Origin of the sequence: Rhodoferax saidenbachensis, from assembly GCF_001955715.1 — a bacterium.
GTDB lineage: Bacteria > Pseudomonadota > Gammaproteobacteria > Burkholderiales > Burkholderiaceae_C > Allorhodoferax > Allorhodoferax saidenbachensis.
This window is the reverse complement of record NZ_CP019239.1, coordinates 1,287,030-1,304,430: the sequence shown is the minus strand read 5'-3', so window position 1 is coordinate 1,304,430 and position 17,401 is coordinate 1,287,030. Positions and strand designations below refer to the sequence as shown.

At 61.7% G+C, this 17,401-nt stretch carries 13 protein-coding genes; 7 read left to right on the top strand and 6 right to left on the bottom strand.

Annotated elements, in window-relative coordinates:
• Positions 1 to 112 precede the first annotated feature (112 nt).
• On the bottom strand, positions 113 to 1,141 hold the full coding sequence (locus RS694_RS06210; RefSeq protein WP_241463941.1) for a catalase family protein: 1,029 nt from the start codon (positions 1,139 to 1,141) through the stop codon (positions 113 to 115).
• A 117-nt stretch (positions 1,142 to 1,258) separates the two neighbouring features.
• Entirely contained in the window at positions 1,259 to 2,239 is a 981-nt protein-coding gene (ylqF, locus tag RS694_RS06205) for a ribosome biogenesis GTPase YlqF (RefSeq protein WP_029706875.1), read from the bottom strand.
• A gap of 155 nt (positions 2,240 to 2,394) precedes the next feature.
• Between ylqF and RS694_RS06200 the strand changes: the two genes are divergently transcribed.
• The 4 genes from RS694_RS06200 to RS694_RS06185 all read left to right on the top strand — a co-directional run bounded on the left by RS694_RS06200 (position 2,395) and on the right by RS694_RS06185 (position 8,132).
• Positions 2,395 to 2,796: a response regulator gene (locus RS694_RS06200; RefSeq protein ID WP_083664558.1), complete on the top strand. Its 402-nt coding sequence runs from the start codon at positions 2,395 to 2,397 to the stop codon at positions 2,794 to 2,796.
• A gap of 24 nt (positions 2,797 to 2,820) precedes the next feature.
• Positions 2,821 to 5,466: a PAS domain S-box protein gene (locus tag RS694_RS06195; RefSeq protein ID WP_029706879.1), complete on the top strand. Its 2,646-nt coding sequence runs from the start codon at positions 2,821 to 2,823 to the stop codon at positions 5,464 to 5,466.
• Positions 5,467 to 5,773: 307 nt separating this feature from the next.
• Positions 5,774 to 7,501: a putative bifunctional diguanylate cyclase/phosphodiesterase gene (locus tag RS694_RS06190; protein WP_051391781.1), complete on the top strand. Its 1,728-nt coding sequence runs from the start codon at positions 5,774 to 5,776 to the stop codon at positions 7,499 to 7,501.
• 106 nt (positions 7,502 to 7,607) lie between these two features.
• Positions 7,608 to 8,132 (top strand): hypothetical protein, encoded by a 525-nt coding sequence (locus tag RS694_RS06185; RefSeq protein WP_051391782.1) that lies wholly within the window; start codon positions 7,608 to 7,610, stop codon positions 8,130 to 8,132.
• Positions 8,133 to 8,224: 92 nt separating this feature from the next.
• On the opposite strand, the gene gshA is transcribed toward RS694_RS06185, so the two are convergent.
• Positions 8,225 to 9,754, bottom strand: a complete 1,530-nt coding sequence (gshA, locus tag RS694_RS06180; RefSeq protein WP_029706885.1) for a glutamate--cysteine ligase — start codon at positions 9,752 to 9,754, stop codon at positions 8,225 to 8,227.
• Between the two features lie 116 nt (positions 9,755 to 9,870).
• Between gshA and ypfH the strand changes: the two genes are divergently transcribed.
• The gene (gene ypfH, locus RS694_RS06175) at positions 9,871 to 10,545 is read left to right on the top strand and encodes an esterase (RefSeq protein ID WP_037246935.1); all 675 of its coding nucleotides are present in this window, start codon (positions 9,871 to 9,873) and stop codon (positions 10,543 to 10,545) included.
• A 74-nt stretch (positions 10,546 to 10,619) separates the two neighbouring features.
• Entirely contained in the window at positions 10,620 to 11,819 is a 1,200-nt protein-coding gene (locus tag RS694_RS06170) for a GGDEF domain-containing protein (protein WP_081708581.1), read from the top strand.
• 14 nt (positions 11,820 to 11,833) lie between these two features.
• On the opposite strand, the gene RS694_RS06165 is transcribed toward RS694_RS06170, so the two are convergent.
• Positions 11,834 to 12,742 carry an SDR family oxidoreductase gene (locus tag RS694_RS06165; protein ID WP_029706889.1) on the bottom strand — a complete coding sequence of 303 codons (909 nt, stop codon included), beginning with the start codon at positions 12,740 to 12,742 and terminating at the stop codon, positions 11,834 to 11,836.
• Positions 12,743 to 12,910: 168 nt separating this feature from the next.
• Between RS694_RS06165 and RS694_RS06160 the strand changes: the two genes are divergently transcribed.
• Positions 12,911 to 13,765, top strand: a complete 855-nt coding sequence (locus tag RS694_RS06160) for an NUDIX hydrolase (protein ID WP_029706890.1) — start codon at positions 12,911 to 12,913, stop codon at positions 13,763 to 13,765.
• 240 nt (positions 13,766 to 14,005) lie between these two features.
• Here the strand turns inward: RS694_RS06160 and RS694_RS06155 are convergent, their stop codons facing one another.
• Both RS694_RS06155 and ahpF read right to left on the bottom strand, forming a co-directional pair.
• Entirely contained in the window at positions 14,006 to 14,761 is a 756-nt protein-coding gene (locus tag RS694_RS06155) for a hypothetical protein (protein ID WP_029706891.1), read from the bottom strand.
• A gap of 887 nt (positions 14,762 to 15,648) precedes the next feature.
• Complete coding sequence (ahpF, locus tag RS694_RS06150; RefSeq protein ID WP_029706892.1) at positions 15,649 to 17,229, bottom strand: alkyl hydroperoxide reductase subunit F; 1,581 nt, start codon at positions 17,227 to 17,229, stop codon at positions 15,649 to 15,651.
• Positions 17,230 to 17,401: the final 172 nt, after the last annotated feature.

Here is a 17,401-nt window from a genome sequence, read left to right as displayed (position 1 = left end):
TTTCAACGGTATGGAAGACTTCCATAGTGCGTCGGTTTCGCGGCTGCAACCTTGATCTGGATCAGCAATAGCCTCGGCGAAGATCCTGCCGCCACCTACCCAGGTGCGGGCGTTAGACCGCGCCGCGGCCCTTCTGGCTCTCGAAATACACCACCTTGCGTGCGCGCTGCACGTCACCCAGCGGGCGGTGCGCGGCCAGGGCCTGCCAGGGATCAAACACCGCTGCCTCCGCTTCGGCGGCCAGGGCGGTACCGGCAGCTGACGCCGTGTCCTGCCGGGGCAAGGTGAGACGCGCCACCGTGGTGTAGGGGCTGGGCCAGTTGACGGAGGCATCTTCAATCGGAGTCAGATCTTCGCGCACAAAGGGCTGCAACTGCAGCTCCCAGGTCAGTGGCTGGCCTTTCAGGCGCGCGCTGAAATCGGCGCCCCAGTCGGCATTGGCACCGGGCGTAGCCTTGCCATTGCCGTCCGACGGCAGCAGACGCACGCGCACAGCGTAAGGGCCGCAAGCGATAGGCACGGCGCTGAACACCGGTTCAGTGGCAAAACCACCAAACGAGCGGCCCACGGACTTGAGCAACTTGAGTAAACGCGCCGGTCCACCCAGCAGGCCGTAGCGTTTCAACAGGAATTTCAGCAGGTTGCCATTGCCACCGGATGCCGCCACCACAAAGTCCACAAACTCCGCGCTTTTGGGAAAGGCGAACTGCTCCTGGTTGATCAGCGTGAAGTCCTGGCTCTTGGCCGGACCGAGGCCCAGTGCCGAGTCGCCGTGTACGCCAAACACACGCAAGGAAAAACCGCGTATATCGGGCATCTTGTCGGGCGCACGGTCCATGCCGCCGTTGGACAGCCGCACCTGCACATCATGGGTTCCGGGTGTGGCAAACAGGCCATGCTGCGCAAACTTCGGAATGTTGCTGAGCACCTCCAGCGTGCCCTTGGCCGCTACCAGTTGTTTGCGGTGCAGCGCACGGCCAGGGCCGAATTTGGCGGACTTGCGCGCCTGGATGGCAACAAACTGCTGGCCGTAAGCGGTGAAGCGCTGGGCTTCATCGGCCTCCACCTGCTCTTGCCACTGGGTGCTGGGGGTGAAGTCTTTGGCCATCGGTCTGCCTTGGGTGGGTGGAAGTGTGCGCATGCTAAGCGCTGCCCGCGCAATTGTCACCTTCGGGGCGTTGGTCTACGCCTGCAGTCGCTCAAACCGCTACTATTTTCATAGCTGCTTGCGCAACCTCCACAAGGGCTGGAGGCCGATTTAGTCTGAAATCTCGTCTTCCGGCTCGGGCTTGCGCGGTGGCCGTGGAACCTTCTTGAAGCGGATCTGGCGGTCCAGTTCAATGGCGTCTTTCTTGACCTGGCGCTCGGCGTCTATCTTCTGGCCCGCTGCCAGCCACTGGGCAAACTGCTCGGGGGTTTCCAGCGTGATGCGGCCCAGCACAGCCGAGCGGAAATCGTGGATAGCGATCTCGGCCGCTTTTTGCAGATTGATCTTGCCGCCGCTTTGCAACGCGCCACGCTTGCGGCCGATGGCGGCCAATAATTCTTCGTCGGTCATATCCGCCACACCGCTGAGCTTGTAGCGTGCCTCCACGGCGGCGGGGTAGTGCTGGCGCAGGTAGTCCAGCAGTTCCAGCGCCACCTCTTCTTCGTCGAAGGCGTTTTTGCCAATGGCACCGCTGGCCGCCAGGTTGTAGCCGCTCTTGGCCACGATGATGCGCGGCCACAACACGCCGGGCGTGTCGAACAGGTAGAAAGCGTCTTGCAGCACGATGCGCTGCTCGATCTTGGTCACGCCGGCCTCATCGCCGGTCTTGGCCGAGCGTTTGCCTTTGAGCGTGTTGATCAGGGTGGACTTACCCACATTGGGAATGCCGCAGATCAGCACCCGCATGGGCTTGGCCATGCTGCCGCCCCGCGTGGGGGCGAGGGCAAAGCAGGCCTCCACCAGGGCCTTGGCGGGCGTGGTCATGCTGGCGTCCAGCCCCAAAGCACGTGTACCGGGCTGGGCATTGAAATGCGCCAACCATATCGCCGTGCGCGCTGGATCGGCCAGATCTTGCTTATTCAAGACCTTTAGCGCAGGTTTGCCAGCGGTCATGTCGGCCAGCATGGGGTTGGCGCTGGAGCCGGGCAGGCGTGCGTCCAGCAATTCAATCACCACATCAATGTCCTTGATGCGTTCCTGAATTGCCTTGCGGGTCAGGTGCATATGCCCTGGGAACCACTGAATGGCCATGCCTTTGCTCTTTCTTGGGGGAGGGAAACTGAGTACGCGATTGTCGGGCAGATTGGGGCGGCGCCCCACACCGTTGCGGCTACACTTTTGGCCTGAACCAGAATTTGCGCAACCGGCTTCTCCCACGGGTCTTATTTTGACGGGAACCCCCTGACGTGAACACACCTTTGAATGCCAGCCTGCTGCTGGTGGAAGACATGGAGGAGATGCGCAACATCGTGCGCCGTCTGCTCGGCGCTATGGGATTTACCAAAGTCACCATTGCCCGCAACGGTGAAGAAGCCTGGTCACTGATCCAGGCGCATGGTTATGACCTGGTGCTGTGTGACTGGAACATGCCCAAGATGTCGGGGCGAGAGCTGCTGGAAACCGTGCGCCGCCATGAGAAGTACGCCACCATGCCTTTCGTCATGATCACCGGCGAGAACGCCACGGACCAGGTCAAGAGCGCTATCGCTGGCGGCGTGACGGACTTCATCATCAAGCCCTTTACCGCGGCTCTGCTGGAGCACCGCATTCGCACCGTGCTGGACCTGCCCCCGGTTCCTACGCCCTGACCATCGCCTCCACAGGTTTGACGCATGCACCCCAACAACAGCCAGCCGCCGCAGAACCCGAGCACACTGGCTGACACCGTGCGCCAGTTGCAGGCACGCGAAAACCATCTCGAAGGCCTGCTGGGGTCAGCGCCCGACTCCATTCTGGGCATGGACACCGAAGGCATGGTGACCGACTGGAACCCCGGCGCCGAACGTGTGCTGGGCTGGGCGCGCGAAGAAGCCATGGGCAAGCGCATGTCGGACCTGATCATTCCCGCGCAGTACCGTGAGGCCCATGAAAAGGGGATGCGCCGCTTCGTACAGACCGGGGAGGCCCGGGTGCTCAACCGCATCATCGAGATCGAGGCCCAGCACAAGGATGGGCGCATCTTCCCCATCGAGCTCTCGATCTGGAACATCTCCAGAGAACTGGGTGGAGGCTTCGGCGCCTCGGTGCGTGATGTGTCCGAACGCCACCGCGCCCAGGAGTCCCTGCGCACCTCCGAGGAGCGCTACCGCTCTGTGGTGGAACACCTGGGTGAAGGCATGTTTGTGGCCAAGGCCAACCGCATCGTGTTTGCCAACCGCCAGGCCAGCGACATCCTGCGTATTCCCAATGAGGACATCATTGGCTCCGACCCGGTGGACTGGATCCACCCGGATGACCGCGCCGCCGTGTTGGAGCTGCGCGCCAACCTGGCCCAGGGCCGCACCATCGCCACCCACTACGAGGCACGCCACGTCGGCCGCGACGGTGTAGAGCGCTGGCTCGACATCCGCCCCAAGCCAGTGTTCTGGGAAGGGGGTATGGCCACGCTGACCTTCTTTTCCGAAATCACCGAAAGCAAACAGATTCAGGAAGCGCTGCAGCGCTCCGAAGAACGCTACCGCGCGGTGATCGAACATGTGGACTCGGGCATGGTGGTGCTGCAAGGTGACCGGCTGGTGTATGCCAACCGGCGCGCGGCCGAACTCACCCACATGGACCCCGAGACCATTCTGAAAGTGGGCTTCCTGCACCGCGTGCACCCCGATGACCATAAGTTGATCCAGGAGCGCCGCAACCGCCGCCTGGCGGGTGAAGAAGTGCCCAGCCGTTACGAGGTGCGCCTGCTGTTTGACGACGGCAGCGTGCGCTGGATCGAGCTGGGTGTGTCGGTCGTGCCCTGGAATGGCCAGCCTGCCACCATCACCTTCTTCTCCGATGTGACCGAACGCAAGGCCATGACACAGGCCCTGCACCGCTCGGAAGAACGTTACCGCGCGGTGATCGAGCACTCCGGCGAAGGCATGCTGGTGGTGCAGGACGCACGCTTTGTGTTTGCCAACTTCCGCGCAGCCGAGCTGCTGCAAATGACACGCGAGGACTTGCTGCGCGAGGGCTACCTGCACCGCATCCACCCCGATGACCACGCCATGGTGGACGACCGGCGCAAGCGCCGGCTGGCGGGCGAGGAAATTCCCAACCGCTATGAAATTCGCCTGCTGCTGCCAGACAACGTGGTGCGCTGGATTGATATAGGCGTTACCGTCGTCCCCTGGGACGGCACCCCCGCCACGCTGACCTTCTTCTCCGACATCACCGAACGCAAACAGGGCGAGGCCGACCTGCAACGCACCTCCTCCGAACGTGAAGCCATCCTGCAAAGTGCGCTGGTCGGCATCGTGCTGTCGGTGGACCGCAAACACCAGTGGGTCAATGACAAGTTTGCCGAGATGGTGGACTACACGCGCGAAGAGCTGATCGGCCAGTCCACCCTGATGGTGCACTCCGACCGCGAGACCTGGGAACGCTGGGGCGAAGAGCAGCGCGCGGCCATGGTCTCTAGCGGCACCTACACCAACGAGCGCCCGCTCAAGCGGCGCAACGGCGAAATCCTCTGGGTACAAATGGCCGGGCGCTGTGTGCGCGACCGCGACCCGGACTCCGGCATCATCTGGACCTTTCTGGACATCACCGAGCGCATCAAGGCCGAACAGAGCACCCGGGCCGCGCTGGAGCAGCAAAAAGAGCTGAACGAACTTCGCTCGCGGTTTGTGGCCATGACCAGCCACGAGTTCCGCACGCCACTGGCCACCATCCTGTCGTCGGCCGAACTGCTCAAATACTACGGCGACCGCCTGCCCGCGGCCGACAAGGCCGAGGTGGTGCAAACCATTGAAAACAGCGTACACCGCATGACCCGCATGCTGGACCGCGTGTTGCTGCTGGGCAAAGTCGATGCGCAGATGCTGGAGTTCCAGCCCCGTGAGATCGACCTGATCCCGCTGTGCCACGCCCTCATGGACGATGCACGCACCCAGCACCCCAAGACCCACTGCACCCTGGTCAGCGACTTTGTCGATCTGCCCTCCGTCGGCCTGTTTGACGAAAAGCTGCTGCGCCACATTTTTGGCAACCTGCTCTCCAACGCCATAAAGTATTCGCCCGAAGGCGGAGAAGTGCGCTTCCGGGTGACACGCGAAGACGGGCAATGGGTCATGGAAGTGTCGGACCAGGGCATCGGTATTCCGGCCGAAGAAATCCCGCACTTGTTTGAATCCTTCCACCGCGCCAGCAATGTGGGCGATATCCAGGGCACCGGCTTGGGCCTGGCCATCGTCAAAAACTCGGTGGACCTGCACGGCGGCAGAATCCAGGTGCACAGCGGCACCGGCAAGGGCACCCGCTTCATCGTCAAGGTCTGACATGCCAACATCCCGCACACTAGGGCCTGTTCACACTATTTTTACAAGATGCGTTGCGGATCAAAACTGTCATGCGCAAGGCGCGAAACACAGCCGGGGTATCCCCCCGGCAAGGTTTTGCAACGCCGCGCATGGCAGTTTTGGCCACAACCCGAAGGGAACGGGGTTAAAACAGTGCCAATCGTTGTTGCACTCCTAGCCCAGACGGCCAGTCTGGGCGTCGTCGCGCGCCTAGATTGGCGCTGTTTTAACGACGTTCGCACTTGCAAAAATAGTGTGAACAGGCCCTAGAGAAAGAACCCACCCCGTGAGCGCCACCATTGTGATTGCGGAAGACGAGCCCGATATCCGCAGCAACCTGTCCTTGCTGCTGGGCATGGAGGGCTTTACGGTATTTGCCGCGCCCAACGGCGAGGAAGCCCTCGCCCTGGTGCGCGCCCACCAGCCGGACATCGTCCTGAGCGACGTGATGATGCCGCGCATGACAGGTCACCAGTTGGTGCGCGCCCTGCGCAGCGACCCAGCCACCGCCCATACCCCCGTCGTCCTGCTCACGGCCAAGGCCGACCGCGTCGACGTGCGCGAAGGCATGAACTTGGGCGCAGACGACTACCTGACCAAACCATTCCAGCGCGACGAACTGCTGACCTGCATCCAGGCCCAACTGGAAAAGGCCGCCCTGCAACACATCGCCAGCCGCCGTGCCGTAGAGCAGGCCCACCACCTGCTGCATTACGACAAGGTCACCGACCTGCCCAACCGCGCGCACTTTCTGCTCTTGCTGCAGGATGCACTGAGCATTGCACCCGACACGGGCGAAGAAATCACGTTACTGGCCATCGGGCTGGACAACCTGGCGCAGATTGCCCAGGTGCTGGGCGCCGGGCCGGTGGACGAATGCTTGGGCCTGCTCGCACAGCGCCTCACAACACTCACCCAAGCCGAGCCACTGGTCAGCGCCGGGCGCTGCAGCATTGCACGCCTGGGTGATGACCGCTTGGCCGTGCTCACACCCCGCTGGCCCGCCGCACTGGCCCACCGCGAAATCGCTGCCCACCTGCTGGCAGGCATGAGCCTGCCGGTACGCGTTGCCGGTGAGGAACATTTCCCAACCATCTCCGTGGCCATCTGCAACCAGTTGCAGACCGGCGAGCGTGCCGAAGTGGTTCTGGCGCGGCTGGACCTGGCATTGGCCGCAGCACGCGCCCAGACCGGCCCGCGCATTGCCCTGCACGACGCGAGTGCGACGCCCGATCAGACCTCGACCTTTCGTTTGCACAATGACCTGCACCGCGCCGTGGATCGGGGCGAACTGGCGGCTTTTTTCCAGCCACAGGTCACGGCCCAAGGCGCAGCCATCAAAGGGTTTGAAGCGCTGATGCGCTGGCGACATCCCACGCTGGGGCTGGTATCGCCGGCCAAGTTCATTCCGCTCGCCGAAGACAACGGGCAGATTGTCCGCATGGGTGCCTGGATGCTGCAGGAGGCCTGCCAGCAGGCGGTGCGCTGGCAAGCCACACACACCACCCCATTGCGCGTGGCGGTCAACCTGTCCTTGCGGCAGTTTGGTGATCCGCACCTGGCGCGCCACGTGCAGCAGGCACTGGACAGCACCGGCCTGCCACCCGAACAACTGGAGCTGGAGATCACCGAAGGCACGGCCATGCTGGACATGCAGCACACGCTGAACCTGCTGCGCCAGTTCAAGGCCATGGGACTCAAACTGGCCATTGATGACTTTGGCACCGGCTACTCCAGCCTGGCCTACCTCAAACGCTTCCCACTGGATGTGCTGAAGATCGACCAGTCCTTTGTGCGCCAGATCTGCACCGACCGTGATGACCGCGTCATTGCGGGCGCCATCATCTCTCTGGCCCACAGCCTGGGGCTCTCCGTGATTGCCGAAGGTGTGGAGACGGCAGAGCAACACGCCCTGCTCGAAGAGATGGGCTGTGAAGAGATTCAGGGCTACCTGCATGGCAAACCCATGCCTGCCGAAGAGGTGGCCGGCTGGTTGTCGAGCCGCACAACCTAGGGGCGTAGCTCTAGGAAATGCACGGGATTTAAGGTGTCCCCACTAGGGTGAATCGTGAGAATCCGTTTCGTTCTCCCGTTTTTCCCTCAACTCCCAGGACATCACCATGGCTAACAAGAAACTCTCCACCGTCACCAACGAACTGATCGCTTCCTACGGCAACACCGCCAAGAACGTGATCAACGCCTACCGCGTCGGCAATGCCCGCGCTGTGGGTTACGTGGACCAGAGCTGGGCCACTGCTGTGAGCAAAGCCGGTACCCGCCTGAGCGCCGAAGTGCGTGGCAACGCCCTGGCTGCCCAGAAGAAAGTGACTTCGGTTTACGCCCAAGGCGTGACCCTGACCACCGACGGTGCTGACACCGCCGTGAACAAGGCAGTGGAACTGGCCGGCAAGGGCGTGCAACAAGTTGCCGCCAACGCCAGCCGTTTCGAAAAGGCCCTGGGCGTGACCGCCCTGCACAGCTTGGCTGTGGCCGCTGTGCCTGCCGCGGAAAGCCTGACCAAGGCGGCTGCCAAGCTGGAAGCCCAGTCCGCCACCCTGGCTGACAAGATTGCCGGCAAGAAGGTCAAGGCCACGGTCAAGCGCGCTGTCAAGAAAGTGGTTCGCACCGCTCGCAAGGCTGCCTAAGTCGCACCCACAGGCCACCCTGTGTGGCCTGAAAGAAAAAGCGCCCTTGCTTACGCAAGCGGCGCTTTTTTACTGGGGTCTGTGAACCGACCCTAGCGACCCTTGCCCGCCACCAGGCGCCGGGGCGAGAGGTATTCCTGCAGGTAGATATCAAAAGGCATGGTGTCTGCCGCTTCCACGGCGCGCTGCTCTTCGAGGGACTTGCGCGATTGCTGTTCAAACTTAGCGCGCACACCGGCATCCAGCGGTGCATCCAGCACAGCCTGGCGGGTTGCCACCGACTGGGCCCGTGCAAACGCGACAAACGAGCCGTCAAACTGTTCCTGCATGACACGCAACACGCGCGCAGAAGGCAGTGTTTCGGGGTGGTGCAAGGACTGCCACGCTGCATCCACCGCAGCCGCATAGTCCGTGCCACCATGGGCCGCGTCCAATTGGTGGGCAATGGGTGTCAGCGCCTTGACCAGCTCCAGCCCCCAGTCCTGCAGGCCGATGGTGCTGTCGCCGCGCTCCAGTTGCAGCCCCGGCTCGCGCCCGCGCTCGGCCACGCGGTGCTGGTTGCGCGCCAATGCCGCAATTTCGGAAGGTGTGTCCTTGGGGCTCTCCGCGGTCAGGCAGTGCAGCAGGAACACATCGAGAAAACGCATGGTCTGGCTGTTGATGCCCACAGGCTCAAACGGGTCCAGGTCCATCAGGCGCACTTCCACATACTCCACACCGCGCTCGCGCAGCGCATGCAGCGGCCGCTCGCCTGGGAAGATCACGCGCTTGGGGCGGATGGTTCCGTAGAACTCGTTCTCGATCTGCAGCAGGCTGGTGCCCAACTGGCGGTAGGCGCCGTCCGGGCCGCGCACACCGATGGACTGGTACGGCGCATACGGCCGCGTCAACGCATCCTGAAGGGAGTCGCCATACCCTTCGAGGTTGTTGTAACTCACCGCGAGCGATGTTTGTGCATCACTCTGGTAGCCCAATCGGCCCATGCGCAGCGAGGTGGCATAGGGTAAATACATGGTGTTGGCGCTGAGCGCCTGCAACTGGTGCGGGCGTCCCGCCACAAAGGTAGAACACACGGCTGGTGAAGCGCCAAACAGGTACAGCAGCAAAAAGGCGTGGCGGCGGAAGTTGCGGATCAGCCCGAAGTAGGCATCGCTGGACACATCGGGCAACGACCAGTTGTAGTGGATGCCGGAAATGGTCTGCATGCGACGCCCGTAGCGGTAGCCAAGCCCCATGCGGTAGACACTTTTGGACTGCCCCACATTGGACACACCGTACTGGCCAATCGGGATCTGTTCACCGGTGGGCAGGCCACAGGGCATGCTGGACACCCACAACATTTCCTCGCCCAATGCGGCCATAGTGAACTGCTGCACCTGCGTGAGCTCGTCCACACACTCCTGTACGCCCGCGTGCACGCCGGTGATCAGCTCCACCTGCGATTCGCTGAAGTCCGTGGTGATATGCGGATGCGTGAGCGCCGAGCCCAGCGCCACCGGGTGCGGTGTCATGGCCAACGCCCCTGTGGGTAGTGCGCGCAAACTTTCTTTCTCCACCCCGCGGCGAATACCCAGCAGGCGCTGGGGGGTAAGAGTGCCAAGGGCCTCTGTGAAACTGTCCATGCCAATGGCCCTTCTACGTTTTGTGCGGCGCAAAGGTAACACAGGCTGAAATTTTCTGCACACAGCCCGGACCATTGCCATATTCGTTGTAGATTGCAGTCAAAGCGGAGATTTCAATGCCCCAGGACGCACTCATCCTTCAAAACCCCGCCCAGCCGGCACAACTGATCCTGTTGTTCCACGGCGTAGGCTCGAACGCCCGGTCCATGGGACCGCTGGGCCAGCAACTGGCCGAACGTTTTCCGCAGGCCATGGTAGTTTCTGTGAATTCGCCCTACCCCAGCCACGCACCCGGCGGCTTTCAGTGGTTCAGCGTGGCCGGTATCACCGAAGACAACCGGCTCGGCCGCATTGCGGATGCCATGCCCGCATTTATCGACTGCATCCAGCATTGGCAGGCGCAAGCAGGCCTGGGGCCCGAAGCCACGGCGCTCATCGGGTTCTCGCAAGGCGCCATCATGGCGCTGGAGTCCACCCAGGTGCCACCGGCACTGGCGAGCCGGGTGGTGGCCATCAGTGGCCGTTTTGCCCAGCTTCCATCGCACAGCACCTACCCCGGCACCATCCATTTTTTGCACGGCAAACAGGATGCTGTCATCCCTTACAGCCACACCGTCCTGGCGGCGCACCACCTGCGCGATCTGGACACCGACATCACGGCCGAAGTATTGCCGTTCATCGGCCATGAGGTGCACCCGGAGTTTGTGCCTTTGATACTGGACAAACTGGGCACCCATATCTCACACCGTGTCTGGGCGGACGCACTGAAGCCGGAACCGACCAAGCACTAGGGCCTGTTCACACGCGGGAAATTTGTGTGAACAGGCCCTAGCCCAATCCCCGCCACAGGGCAATAATCCGCACCATGATCACTTCCGAGCTTGTCGTCTGGTGTGCCATGTTGGGGGGCCTGCTGACCCTGGCGGCCATGGCGATCTCGGATGTGCTCATCAGCCGTAGCGTTGGCTCCTGGCGCGGGTTGATCTTTATCGTGCTCACGGGCACCAGCTGTGGTCTGATGACCGGGCTGCCCGAATTCCTGCTGCCTGAATTGCCCGCCATACCGGTGCTGGTTTTCAAGGTCAGCCTGGGGCCGCTGTGTGGCGCATTGGCACTCACCTACCTCGGGCTCTGGCTGGGTGTGGCGGCAGAAGACCCGGTGGTGCACTACACCATCGTCTGGGGCTCCACGCTGATGGTCATCGCAGCGGTTTTTCTGGCCGTGCTCTCACTGGGGTATTCCGCCCACGATGCGGCGGGTTTGATGGTGGTCACCGCTGCGATCAGTTGCGTGGCCGTGTTGCTGTCCACACTGGCCTCGGTACGTGCGGCGCTGCTGGGGGACCGGCTGGCACGCTGGATGGTGCTGGCCTGCCTGTTCCTCGCGCTCATGATTGCAGGCCTGTACGGTCACGCACTGCGGCCAGGCGCACTTGGCCTGCCGTTACAGATCTTGACTGCCGTTTCCACCGTGTCTTACTTTTTGATCGTGACCTCGCTGAGCATCCGGCGTGGCCGCATGAACCGGCGGCTGGAGCGCCTGGCCGGGCTGGCGCAAGGAGTGGACCCGGCCACCGGTTTGCCCAAGGGTTCCATCCTGCTGTCCAAGGTGGATGACGCCTTCTGGCGCAGCGCGCGCATGAACACCCAATGTGCGGTGATCTGTCTGCACCTGCGCAACCTGTATGAACTGGGCGAGGTGGCGGGCCACCATGTGGACCAGCAAATCCTGGCCGCGTTGACTGCACGGGTGCGCCGCGCTGTGGGTTTTCGCAGTGTGGTGGGGCTGTACCACCCACGTTGTTTCGTGGTGGTGGTGTCCAGCATCAAACACCCCAAGCTGGTGTTGCGCACGGTGTCACGCCTGCGTTACCTGATGGCCAAACCACTGGGCGTGGTGGGCATGGACGAAGGCCACCACACTTTCAGCCCACGCTTCAGCATTGGCATTGTGATGGTGACCGCCAGCAGCGCAGACCCGGCCGCCGTGATTGACGAGGCCGAGCGCATGGCGCTGGCCTCTGATTTGGGGCCGCTGGACCAGCCGCCCAGCGAGAGCCACTGAACCTGTCGTAGGGCTTAGCCGAGCTTGGCCGTGGCGCGGGCAATTTCCAAAGAGCCCTGTGCGGCACCACTCTCGGGCACAGCTTCACCCAAACGGTCACGCACCTGCGCCAACTGCTCAGCCAGGCGCTCGGGCGACTGTGCGTCCAGCCCAATCCAGGCGCCCTGGGTCAGCGTGATGTGGGCGGCTTCGACACTGCCGGCACCCGCGCACAGGATGGTGCGCGTAGGCGCGCTCTCAGCCACCAGCACCAGCATGGCAGGCACCACGGCTTCGGGCTTGAGCGCCTCCAGCACGGCAGGTGGCATCAGGTCTTCGGTCATGCGTGTGGCGGCGGTGGGCGCCAGGCTGTTGACACAAATGTTGTTCTTGGCGCCTTCAATCGACAGCGTCTGCATCAGGCCCACCAGCGCCAGCTTGGCCGCGCCGTAGTTGCTCTGGCCAAAGTTGCCGTACAGACCGGAGGACGAAGTGGTCATCAGAATGCGGCCGTACTTCTGTGCGTTCATGTGCGGCCAGACAGCTTTGCAGCAATGCACCGCGCCCATCAGGTGCACGTCCATCACCAGGCGGAAATCGGCCAGCTCCATCTTGGCAAACGATTTGTCGCGCAAGATGCCCGCGTTGTTCACCAGAATGTCCACCCGGCCCCAAGTGTCCACGGCCTGCTGCACCATCGCTTGCACCGCGTCAAAGTCAGTCACCGATGCGCCGTTGGCCATGGCCTCACCACCCGCGGCACGGATTTCCGCGACTACCGATTCGGCCGCACTGAGCGAGCCGCCGGAGCCATCCCGCGCACCGCCCAGGTCATTGACTACCACTTTGGCGCCCCGCGCTGCGAGCGCCAAGGCATGTTGGCGACCCAGGCCACCGCCCGCGCCCGTCACAATGGCTACACGGCCTTTGAAATCCAGATTCATCGCTATTTCCTCTTTGTCGTTGATATACAGCCGTTCGGGCTGAGCTTGGCCTGTCCTGAGCTTGCCGAAGGGCGAAGCCATAGGGGCTTGTGCGTATAGCCCTTGCCCGCTGGACGTACTTTAATTCAAGCAATCGCTCACCAAAAAGCAAAGCAGAAAAGACCCCCCATGCAAGCCACCCTGCAACCCGCCGACGGCCAACCCCGCGACGCCGCCACCGTTGTCCTGCTGCGCGATGGCGCTTCAGGGCTTGAAGTATTTCTGATGAAACGCAGTGGCCTGTCCGACACCTTTGGTGAAGCCTATGTATTCCCCGGCGGCAAGCTCGACGCCCACGACCAGTCACCCACCGCGCTGGCCGCGCTGGACACCCCCTTGGGCACATTGGTGCAGCATCTGGGCGAACCGGAACTGGAAGGCAGCGTCGCCGCTGGTCTGTTTGTGGCGGCGCTGCGCGAAATGTTTGAAGAAGCTGGCGTGCTGCTGGCCCAAGGCAACAGCCGCCCCTGCGGAGCCACGTCAGGCGACTGGCAAGCCTGGCTGGCCAGCCCCGAAACCCAACTGCAAGCCAGCCAACTGGTGCCCTGGAGCCGCTGGGTCACACCGCGCATGGCGGCGCTGAGCAAGAAGCGCTTCGACACCCGCTTCTTCCTCGCCCTGGCCCCTGCAAACCAAGTCGCCAGCCACGACAACTTTGAAACCACCGCCAGCGTGTGGCTCACACCCAAGGAAGCCTTGCAACGCTACGACCGCGGCGAGATCGAAATGGCCCCGCCGCAAATCATGAGCCTGGCGCACCTGGCACGTTTTGACAATGCTGCAGATGTGTTGCATGCCGCACGGCAACAGATGCCGCCTTGTATCTGCCCGGAGAACTACACGGACAACGGCGAAGTTTTTCTTTGCTACCCCGGCGACCCGCAGCACTCGGTGCACCAACGCGCCCTGCCCGGCCCTACGCGGCTGTATATCCGCAACAAGCGGTTTTTGCCGGAGGGTGGGTTGGAGCGTTTGTGGTCTTAGAGGCTTCGATTGCTATGTAATTCATAGCTGGTTGCACAATACCTACGAGGGCTACAGGCATTTTTTATCTAAATTTCGTCACATCGAAGAACGCCTAACCATTCTGATCTGGTTTGGTCTGGGCGCGTGTAGATAAGAATGCTTTAGCGTCATCGTTGATCAGCGCGATGGCGCTGCGTATCCGCGTCGAACGACCTGTTATGTCTCATCTGAGGTATCAAGCCTAGCCTAGTAGAGCACCTACCGCGCTCTCAGTCCTGCTGCATAGATTTCCATTATCCGGCGTGCATTCGCCTTTTGCGCCTCAAGCGGTGTTCCCGGCGTGACAGGTAGGATAAGAGCAAACTGAATCAGTCGCCCTGGCAGAGTGACGAATCGGCTCAAGCTAATGGTAGGCTTCGTTTCCGAATCAGCGGTCAATTTGAAACGCGCTGCCGGGAAGCAGGGCGAACCAATGCGGTTCGGTACGAAGATATCCAAGCCTTCACCCCAAGAAGTACTAATACGCTCAAGCGTCGGTTGAGCGGACGTGCCCCGCAGGTTGTCACGTTCACCAGCTACCGCCGCTCCCAATGCCTTTTGAGGTGTGTCAACCGAAGAAGGAAGTTCGGTCACCATCACCGCCGCCACTGGATCATCCAAGTCATTCCGAGAGAGAAGCACGTAGTGATCCACGACCTTCCGCCCACGGTCATCAAAAGCCAGCTTGACCGAGCTCACCGCCAACTCCGGAATACTCGGAACAATGAATTCCATCTGCAGGTTCGGAATCTTCACGATGCCAGTGCGTCCAATTTCGGCGGCGTCAGGACTACGGGCCATCTCGTGCGCCACAAAGCCATTGCAAGAAAGCTGCTTTACCAGCCAGATCGATTTGGGTGGGCCTGCCTCGGCCGGTGCCTGTGCGTGCACTACATGGCTAGCGCAGAGCGAAATGCATAAAAGGAGAGCGGCTTCAAGCCTTGAAATCAAAGCACGCGGCGGGCGGAACAACATTTTTAAAACCTCAGTGGAACGGGAACATAACGTGAAGGTGACCGGCGCGTTGCGGCAAGGGGCCGCGCGGTGCACGATTTCCAACGGCGCCGTGCGGCCCCTTGCCGCAACGTGTCCGTGTCGACCGACAAGTTAGCCATCCGATCCGCCGACCTTCGGATTGCGGGCAGGACGCCAAGGTAGAACTGAACCGGAAACCAGAACGGCGACCGAGTACAGCGACGCCATCCAAACGACGCCGAGGTCCCGATACATGCTCTGGAGCGAATTTCGCGGGAAGTAGTGGCACGAAAAGCCAAGTGTCATGACGAGCGCGACGGCTCCTGCGATGACGGAAAGCACAACACCCAAAGCTCCCATGGCTCGAACTAGACGCGGTCGTTTCATGATGGCTAACGTAATTTATACCGCAAGGTACTGCGAGATAACGTGGCGAGACTAACCATATGAAGCGACCTTTCCCCTTACCTCTATTGAATAGTTTGCTCTATTAAAAATAGCGACAAACCCCGCACTGTGACCGATGTAGCTTGACTTAGCCACGAGGTGATTCTGACCCGATTACTGTGCTTTGGGCATCCCCCGTTTGGGTGATTTTGCAAACTGAAAGTAGCGACTCTGTGCCCAAACATGGAGCAGCAGACGCGGGGTGAGTCCCGCAGCGAAATAAAGGGGGAGCCCGCAGGGCGGAGGACATTCGCGGAGGGGCTTACCCCGGGGCTGCTGCGGGTGCAAAGAAAAAAGCCTTTGAATTCAAAAGAACTCAAAGGCTTCGACAGGCTCAGCCCGAACGGGTGGGAGTATTCAGCCCGTACGGGCGGGTGGGGCGGCCTGAACGGGGATTGTTCAACCCGAACGGAAGGTGCTCCGCCCGAACGGGACGAAGACTATGCCGCGATAGGCGAGCGAATCAAATGGTCAAACGCACTCAGCGCCGCCTTGGACCCATCCCCCGCCGCAATCACGATCTGCTTGAACGGCACGGTGGTGCAATCGCCCGCAGCGAACACACCCGGCACATTGGTGTGGCCCTTGGCGTCGACTTCGATCTCGCCGAACTTGCTCAGGTCCACGGTGCCCTTCAGCCACTCCGTGTTGGGCACCAGACCAATCTGTACAAACACGCCTTCCAGCGGCAGCAGGGACTCTGTGCCCGTCTCGCGGTTCTTGTACTTGATGCCGTTGACCTTGCCGTCCGCACCGGTGATCTCGGTGGTCTGCGTGTTGGTGTGCACGGTGACGTTGGGCAAGCTGTGCAGTTTTTTCACCAGCACGGCGTCGGCCTTGAGTTCGGGCATGAACTCAAACACGGTCACGTGGCGCACCAGGCCGGCCAAATCAATGGCCGCTTCCACACCGGAGTTGCCGCCACCGATCACAGCCACATCTTTGCCCTTGAACAGCGGGCCATCGCAATGCGGGCAGTAGGCCACGCCTTTGTTCTTGTACTCCTGTTCGCCGGGTACGTTGACATTGCGCCAACGCGCGCCGGTGGAGAGGATGATGGTCTTCGCCTTGAGGCTGCCACCGTTGGCGAGCACCACTTCGGCCAAGCCGCCGGGCTCTGAGGCCGGGATGATCTTGTCGGCGCGTTGCAGGTTCATGATGTCCACGCCGTAGGAGCGGGTTTGCGCCTCCAGTGCGGCAGCAAACTTGGGGCCGTCCGTCTCTTGCACCGAGATATAGTTTTCGATAGACATGGTGTCATTCACCTGGCCACCAAAACGCTCTGCAGCCACACCCACGCGGATGCCCTTGCGTGCGGCGTAGACGGCAGCCGCCGCACCGGCGGGACCGCCGCCGACGATCAACACGTCAAACGGATCCTTGGCATTGAGCTTGGCGGCGTCCTTGTCGGCCGCGCCAGTGTCGAGCTTGGCCACGATTTCTTCGACCAGCATGCGGCCATTGCCGAACAGCGCGCCATTGAGGTAAACGCTGGGCACGGCCATGATTTCACGGGCGTTGACTTCATCCTGGAACGCGCCGCCTTCGATCACGGTGGTTTTCACTTTGGGGTTCAAGACCGCCATCAGGCTTAGCGCCTGCACCACGTCGGGGCAGTTGTGGCAGGTGAGGCTCATGTAGACCTCAAAGTTGAAGTCTCCGCCATCAACAGGAGACAAAGCTTTGATCTGATCAATCACATCCTGCTCCACCTTGGGCGGATGGCCGCCGCTCCACAGCAAGGCCAGCACCAGCGAGGTGAATTCATGGCCCAGCGGCAAGCCGGCAAAACGCAGGCTGGTGGCAGTGCCAGCGCGCTTGAGCGTGAACGAAGGCTTGCGTGCGTCCTGGCCGTCATAGGCCACGGTGATCTTGTCGGCGCGCGCCGTCTGGATGGTTTGCAGCAACTCGCGCATCTGCACGGAGTTGTCGTCGTCACCGAGGGACGCCACGATCTCGATAGGCAGCGTCACGCGTTCCAGGTAGGCAGCGAGTTGGGCTTTGAGTGTGTCGTCGAGCATGGTGAATTCCTTCTATTTACTATAAATTTGGTAGCTGCTTGCGCACATTCCATGCGGGCTACAGCCATTTTTGGCGTAAAAAAGCCGGACGGCAAGGCGCAACACGCCTTGACGCTGTCCGGCCAACGATTGATGCCGCTGAAGCGTAGCGAGCGGGTCAGGCGTTAGGCGG